Source organism: Streptomyces sp. NPDC005566 (assembly GCF_040605575.1).
GTDB lineage: Bacteria > Actinomycetota > Actinomycetes > Streptomycetales > Streptomycetaceae > Streptomyces.
Genome location: NZ_JBEXDB010000011.1, coordinates 267,187 through 273,496 on the forward strand (window position 1 = coordinate 267,187; position 6,310 = coordinate 273,496).

At 68.4% G+C, this 6,310-nt stretch carries 7 protein-coding genes; 3 read left to right on the forward strand and 4 right to left on the reverse strand.

Going from position 1 to position 6,310, the window contains the following annotated elements; all coding sequences use genetic code 11:
* Positions 1-3: 3 nt before the first annotated feature.
* The 3 genes from ABZS61_RS19825 to ABZS61_RS19835 form a co-directional block, all read right to left on the reverse strand.
* Positions 4-393 (reverse strand): hypothetical protein, encoded by a 390-nt coding sequence (locus ABZS61_RS19825; protein WP_356422483.1) that lies wholly within the window; start codon positions 391-393, stop codon positions 4-6.
* Between the two features lie 102 nt (positions 394-495).
* Positions 496-1,233, reverse strand: coding sequence for a ribonuclease PH (gene rph, locus ABZS61_RS19830; RefSeq protein ID WP_329210571.1), 738 nt, complete (start codon positions 1,231-1,233; stop codon positions 496-498).
* 149 nt (positions 1,234-1,382) lie between these two features.
* On the reverse strand, positions 1,383-1,673 hold the full coding sequence (locus tag ABZS61_RS19835; RefSeq protein WP_329210569.1) for a PTS glucose/sucrose transporter subunit IIB: 291 nt from the start codon (positions 1,671-1,673) through the stop codon (positions 1,383-1,385).
* A gap of 163 nt (positions 1,674-1,836) precedes the next feature.
* On the opposite strand from ABZS61_RS19835, the gene ABZS61_RS19840 reads away from it, so the two are divergent.
* Together ABZS61_RS19840 and ABZS61_RS19845 are read left to right on the forward strand one after the other, a co-directional pair.
* A complete protein-coding gene (locus ABZS61_RS19840) occupies positions 1,837-3,156 on the forward strand; it encodes a PTS transporter subunit EIIC (RefSeq protein WP_356422487.1) in 1,320 nt (439 codons plus the stop codon).
* 252 nt (positions 3,157-3,408) lie between these two features.
* On the forward strand, positions 3,409-4,677 hold the full coding sequence (locus ABZS61_RS19845) for a PTS transporter subunit EIIC (protein WP_356422490.1): 1,269 nt from the start codon (positions 3,409-3,411) through the stop codon (positions 4,675-4,677).
* Between the two features lie 82 nt (positions 4,678-4,759).
* Here ABZS61_RS19845 and ABZS61_RS19850 read toward each other — a convergent pair whose 3' ends face one another.
* Positions 4,760-5,512, reverse strand: coding sequence for an MBL fold metallo-hydrolase (locus tag ABZS61_RS19850; protein WP_356422493.1), 753 nt, complete (start codon positions 5,510-5,512; stop codon positions 4,760-4,762).
* 172 nt (positions 5,513-5,684) lie between these two features.
* On the opposite strand from ABZS61_RS19850, the gene ABZS61_RS19855 reads away from it, so the two are divergent.
* Entirely contained in the window at positions 5,685-6,158 is a 474-nt protein-coding gene (locus ABZS61_RS19855) for a type II toxin-antitoxin system PemK/MazF family toxin (protein ID WP_356422496.1), read from the forward strand.
* Positions 6,159-6,310 lie beyond the last annotated feature (152 nt).

Consider the following 6,310-nt stretch of genomic DNA (forward strand, 5'->3'; position numbering starts at 1 on the left):
CGGTCACGGGGAGCAGACCTTGCCGATCTCGCTCGCGGCATCGGTGACCGGGGTGATGTCGGGGGTCGCGTCGCCCTTCTCGATGGAGGCGCGGACGTTGGTGACGCCTGCCTGGAGGTCGTCGACCGCCTTGCTGAGGTCGGCGTTGTCCGTGGTGTCGCCGAGGTCCTTGAGTTCCTTGTCGATCTCGTCCAGGGCTTCGGAGGCCTGGGTCGGGTCGTTGGAGGCGTTGGAGATGGCCTGCTGGAGGTTGTTGACGCTGGTGGCGATGGCGTCGGCGGTGCGGACGCAGTCCAGGGCCTTGTCGACGGCTCCGCAGCCGACTGCTGCGGTGAGGGTGAGCAGTGTGGCCGTGATGGCGAGTGCGGTGCGGTGGTGGCGGCGCGAGGCCATGGAGCGGTCCCTCCCCGGGGGTGGATACGTGGACGGACGCACGGTTCGACCCGTGCGCCCGTATCCGTTACGACGCTGTGTGGTGCGTACTTGGTTGCTTCTTTACTCGCCGAGGGTGCGGGCGAGTGCCGCTTCCTGGATCTTCGTCAGGTCGGCGCAGCCGCCCGTGGCGAGGTCGAGGAGGGCGTTGAGCTCGGCGCGGTCGAAGGGCTCGGCCTCGGCGGTGCCCTGGACCTCGACGAAGCGGCCGTCGCCGGTGCAGACGACGTTCATGTCGGTTTCGGCGCGGACGTCCTCCTCGTAGCAGAGGTCGAGGAGGGGGGTGCCGTCGACGATGCCGACGCTGATCGCCGCGACGGTGCCGGTGAGCGGCTTGCGGCCGTGCTTGATGATCTTCTTGCCCTGGGCCCAGGTGACGGCGTCGGCGAGGGCGACGTAGGCGCCGGTGATGGCGGCGGTGCGGGTGCCTCCGTCGGCCTGGAGGACGTCGCAGTCCAGGACGATCGTGTTCTCGCCGAGGGCCTTGTAGTCGATGACCGCGCGCAGGGAGCGGCCGATGAGGCGGCTGATCTCGTGGGTGCGGCCGCCGATCTTGCCGCGTACGGATTCGCGGTCGCCGCGGGTGTTGGTGGAGCGGGGCAGCATGGAGTACTCGGCGGTGACCCAGCCTTCGCCGCTGCCCTTGCGCCAGCGCGGGACGCCTTCGGTGACGGAGGCGGTGCAGAAGACTTTGGTGTCGCCGAAGGAGATGAGTACGGAGCCTTCGGCGTGCTTGCTCCATCCGCGTTCGATGGTGACGGGGCGGAGCTGTTCGGGGGTGCGGCCGTCGATGCGAGACATGGCGCCGAGCCTATCGGCTGGCGGGGGTGGCTCCGTTCGGGTGCACCGCAGGCCCCGCTCCGGGGCCGGGGAGGGCCGGGGGTGCGGGGCATGCGGGGTGCGGGGCGGACCTGGGTGGGCCGGGCGGGGCCGGCCGGGGGGTCAGCTGGTCACATCATGTCTTCGATGTCGGCGGCGATGGGGTCGGCGTCGGTGCCGATGACGACCTGGATCGCGGTGCCCATCTTGACGACGCCGTGGGCGCCGGCGGCCTTGAGTGCGGCTTCGTCGACCTTGCTGGGGTCGTGGACTTCGGTGCGGAGGCGGGTGATGCAGCCTTCGATCTCGTCGATGTTCTCGATACCGCCGAGGCCGGCGACGATCTTCTCTGCCTTGCTGGCCATGTCCTTCTCCCTGGTCTGTGCGTGTGGGGGCGGCCCACCGTGGGTCCGTTTCGTCACGGTAACGCACGGTTGGCCCAACTTCACGGGCGGGTAACCGCGCTGTCCCCAATGATGACGATCACCGGCGCCCTGTCTTCCGGGCGGGCTCCGCACCGTATCGCAACTGGTCTACACCAGTTTGCAACGACCGCCAAACCTGGCGTGTTCCAGGAGGATGCCGATGAGCTCCAGCAGCGCAGCAGGCGCGGCAGTGCCGCAGAAGAAGTGGTGGAACAGCGCCTTCCAAGGGCTGCAGAAGATGGGTCGCAGCCTCCAGCTGCCGATCGCCGTGCTTCCCGCAGCGGGCATCCTCAACAGGCTCGGCCAGCCGGACGTCTTCGGTGACGAGGGCCTCGGCTGGACGAACATCGCCAAGGTCTTCGCGGCGGCGGGCGGCGCCCTGCTCGACTCCGGTCTCGGCCTGCCGCTGCTCTTCTGCGTCGGTGTCGCGATCGGGATGGCGAAGAAGGCGGACGGTTCGACCGCGCTCGCGGCCGTCACGGGATTCCTCGTCTACTACGCGGTCCTGCACGCGTTCCCGGTCGACTGTGCGGAGGGTTCGGACTTCGCCGGGGCCGGTACGTGGGGCGGTGTCTGTGTCGCGGACGACACCACCGTGACCGCAGCGGCCTACCAGAACCCCGGCGTGTTCGGCGGCATCGTGCTGGGGCTGATGTCGGCCTGGTTCTGGCAGCGGTACCACCGGGTCAAGCTGGTCGACTGGCTGGGCTTCTTCAACGGCCGCCGGCTCGTCCCGATCATCATGGCGTTCGTCGGCCTGCTCTTCGCAAGCCTGTGCGCCTGGCTGTGGCAGCCGGTCGGTGACGGCCTGACCAGCTTCTCCGAATGGCTGGTCGACCTGGACTGGCTGGGCTCCGGCATCTTCGGCATCGCCAACCGCGCCTTGCTCGTCTTCGGTCTGCACCAGTTCCTGAACACGTTCGTCTGGTTCCAGTTCGGCGACTACACCAAGCCCGACGGCACGGTCGTGCACGGTGACATCAACCGGTTCCTGGCGGGCGACCCGACGGCCGGCCAGTTCACCACGGGCTTCTTCCCGATCATGATGTTCGCGCTTCCGGCGGCGGCGCTGGCGATCACCCACTGCGCGAAGCCGCACCGGCGCAAGGCGGTCGGCGGGCTGATGGTCTCGGTCGGCCTGACGTCGTTCGTCACCGGCATCACCGAACCGATCGAGTACTCGTTCCTCTTCGTCGCACCCCTGCTGTACGTGATCCACGCGTTCCTCACCGGCGTCTCGATGTCGGTGACGTGGGCGCTGGGGACGAAGGACGGCTTCAGTTTCTCGGCGGGCCTGATCGACTACGTCATCAACTGGAGTCTGGCGACCAAGCCATGGCTGATCATTCCGATCGGGCTGGCCTTCGCCGTCGTCTACTACGCGATCTTCCGGTTCGCGATCACGAAGTTCAACCTCCAGACGCCCGGGCGGGAGCCCGACGAGGTGGGGGAGGAGATCGAGAAGGATCTCACCAAGTAGTTCCGCCGGGCTTCGGACCCGGCTCGGTACGGCCCTCGGACCTGCTGGTCCGGGGGCCTTTTCGTGTCACCCAGGGTGGTGGCCGAACTACGGCACAAATTGAAGGTTCCTTATCTAACCCTCACCGTGCTAAAACTGGTCTACACCACTGAGTGGTCCAGACCACGCGGCTGTTTTTTCCACCGCGTTCCTCGAGTCGCCGCCTCCTCTCATCTCTGACCTGGGCGGCACCGTGCCCCATGGAGGAAGTTGATGAGTACGGATACCGCCGCCCCGGCGGCACCCGCGAAGAAGCGGGGCGCAGGCGTGATGGCTGTCATGCAGCGCATCGGCCGCAGCCTCATGCTGCCGGTGGCCGTGCTGCCGGCCGCCGCGCTGCTGGTCCGGCTCGGCAATGCCGACATGCTCGGCCGCGAGTCCTTCCCGACGTTCATCACGAAGCTGGCCGGTTACATGGCCGCCGGTGGTGGCGCGATTCTCGACAACATGGCCCTGCTGTTCGCAGTCGGCATCGCCATCGGCTTCGCAAAGAAGTCCGACGGCTCGACGGCCCTCGCCGCCGTCACCGGCTACCTGGTCTTCCAGAAGGTGCTCGCCACCTTCACGGACAGCAACCTGCCGCAGGTCGCGAGCGTCGTGGACGGCAAGATCGTCATGAACGACGCACCGGTCAACGCCGGCGTGCTCGGCGGTGTCGTGATGGGCATAGTCGTGGCCCTGCTGTACCAGAAGTTCTACCGGACGAAGCTGCCGGACTGGGCGGGCTTCTTCAGCGGTCGTCGCCTGGTCCCGATCCTCTCCGCCTTCGCGGGTCTGGTCATCGGTATCGTCTTCGGGCTCATCTGGCCGGTGCTCGGTGCCGGCCTGCACAACTTCGGTGAGTGGCTGGTCGGTTCCGGCGCGGTCGGCGCGGGTATCTTCGGTGTCGCCAACCGTGCGCTGATCCCGGTCGGCATGCACCACCTGCTCAACTCGTTCCCCTGGTTCCAGGCCGGCGAGTACAACGGCGCCCACGGCGACATCTCGCGCTTCCTTGCCGGTGACCCGCAGGCCGGCCAGTTCATGACCGGCTTCTTCCCGATCATGATGTTCGCCCTCCCTGCAGCCTGCCTCGCGATCGTCCACTGTGCCCGGCCGGAGCGCCGCAAGGTCGTCGGCGGCATGATGTTCTCCCTCGCGCTGACCTCCTTCGTCACCGGTGTGACCGAGCCGATCGAGTTCACGTTCATGTTCATCGCCCCGCTGCTGTACGCGATCCACGCGGTCCTGACCGGTGTCTCGATGGCCCTGACCTGGGCGCTCGGCATGAAGGACGGCTTCGGCTTCTCCGCCGGTCTCGTCGACTTCGGGCTGAACCTGGGTATTGCCACGAAGCCCTGGCTGCTGGTGCTGGTCGGCCTCTGCTTCGCGGTGGTCTACTACGTGATCTTCCGCTTCGCGATCACCAAGTTCAACCTTCCGACGCCGGGCCGCGAGTCCGACGAGGAGCTCGCCGAGCTCCAGAAGGCCGAGGCCAAGTAGGCCCCGCCCGTACGACCACGGCGACGCCCCCGTCCCTCCAGCTGGAGGGACGGGGGCGTCGTCGTACCCGGGCGCCGGGACCCTAGATCTCGTACACCGCCCCCGGAACGGCCAGCTCGACCGGGCCGTCGTAGACCTCACGGGCGTCGGAGAGGTTGCGTTCGGCGTCCGTCCACGGCGGGATGTGGGTGAGGACGAGCCGTCCCGCTCCGGCGGCTGCGGCGTACTCGCCCGCTTCGCGGCCGTTGAGGTGGAGGTCCGGGATGTCCTCCTTGCCGTCGACGAACGACGCTTCGCAGAGGAACAGGTCCGCGCCCTCGGCGAGTTCGGCCAGGGCGTCGCAGGTGCCCGTGTCCCCGGAGTACGCGAGCGCGCGGCCGTTGTGCTCGACTCTGATGCCGAAGGCGTCGACGGGGTGGCAGAGCTTCTCCGTACGGACCGAGAAGGGGCCGATCTCGAACGATCCGGACTTGAGCGTGTGGAAGTCGAAGACTTCGCCCATCGCGTGGTCGGACGGGGTGTCGGCGTGCGCGGTGGTCAGGCGCTGCTCGGTTCCCTCGGGGCCGTACACGGGGATGGAGGCGGGGCGTCCCCCGTCGTTCGGGTAGTAGCGGACGACGAAGTACGCGCACATGTCGATGCAGTGATCGGCATGGAGATGGCTGAGGAAGATGGCGTCGAGGTCGTACAGACCTACATGGCGCTGCAGCTCTCCCAGGGCGCCGTTGCCCATGTCGAGGAGCAGCCGGAAGCCGTCGGCCTCTACGAGGTAGCTCGAGCATGCCGAACCCGCGGACGGGAACGAGCCGGAGCAGCCGACGACGGTGAGCTTCATGGAGCGTGAACCTCCGAGACGTGGGAACGGGGAGGGTTCGTGCGGTCCGTCGAGCGTAAGGCGCGAAACCGCTGGTCGCTCCTCCGCAGCCTGCCGTTGTGGGGGAACTCACCTGTGCTGTCACCGGTTCGATGGAAGCCCGTGTGTCTCCGGGCGCCGGTACGGTCGGGATATGAACACGTGGTGGTGGGTGGCGCTGGCTGCCGTTGTCCTGCTTGCTCTCGTCGTGACGGTCACCGATGCGCGGGGGCGGGGTGGCCGTGGGCCGCGGCGTCCGGGCGGACGGACCCGGCCGCCGGGGCGGGTGCCGGAGCGGAAGCGGCGGCCCCGGCCGGGTGCGGTGCCGCGGCCCGGGGAGATCTGGTGGGCGGAGGTGCCGTACGAGGACGGGCCCGGGTCGAAGGACCGGCCGTGTCTGGTGCTGTCGGTGCGGGGTGGCACGGCGGTCGTCGCCAAGATCACCAGTAAGCATCACGAGGAGCGGCCGGGAGTGATCGCGTTGCCGCCGGGGGCGGTGGGCGATGCGCGGGGGCGGCGGAGCTTCCTGGAGACGGACGAGCTGCGGGATGTGGCGGTGTCGGGGTTCCGCCGGAAGGCGGGCGAGGTGGACCCGGCGGTGTGGGGCCGGGTGCGCGGGCTGGGGTGAGGGGGTGCGGGGCCTGCCCGGCAGTGCATGGGCGCCGGATACGGGCTGGGGGTTCCAGCCCCAGGTTTGCTCACTGTCACCTGCCCCGAGCAGCGTAACTGTGGGATGGACTCGGCGGGGCCTCACAGCGGTCAACCGTGTCCGAGACGACT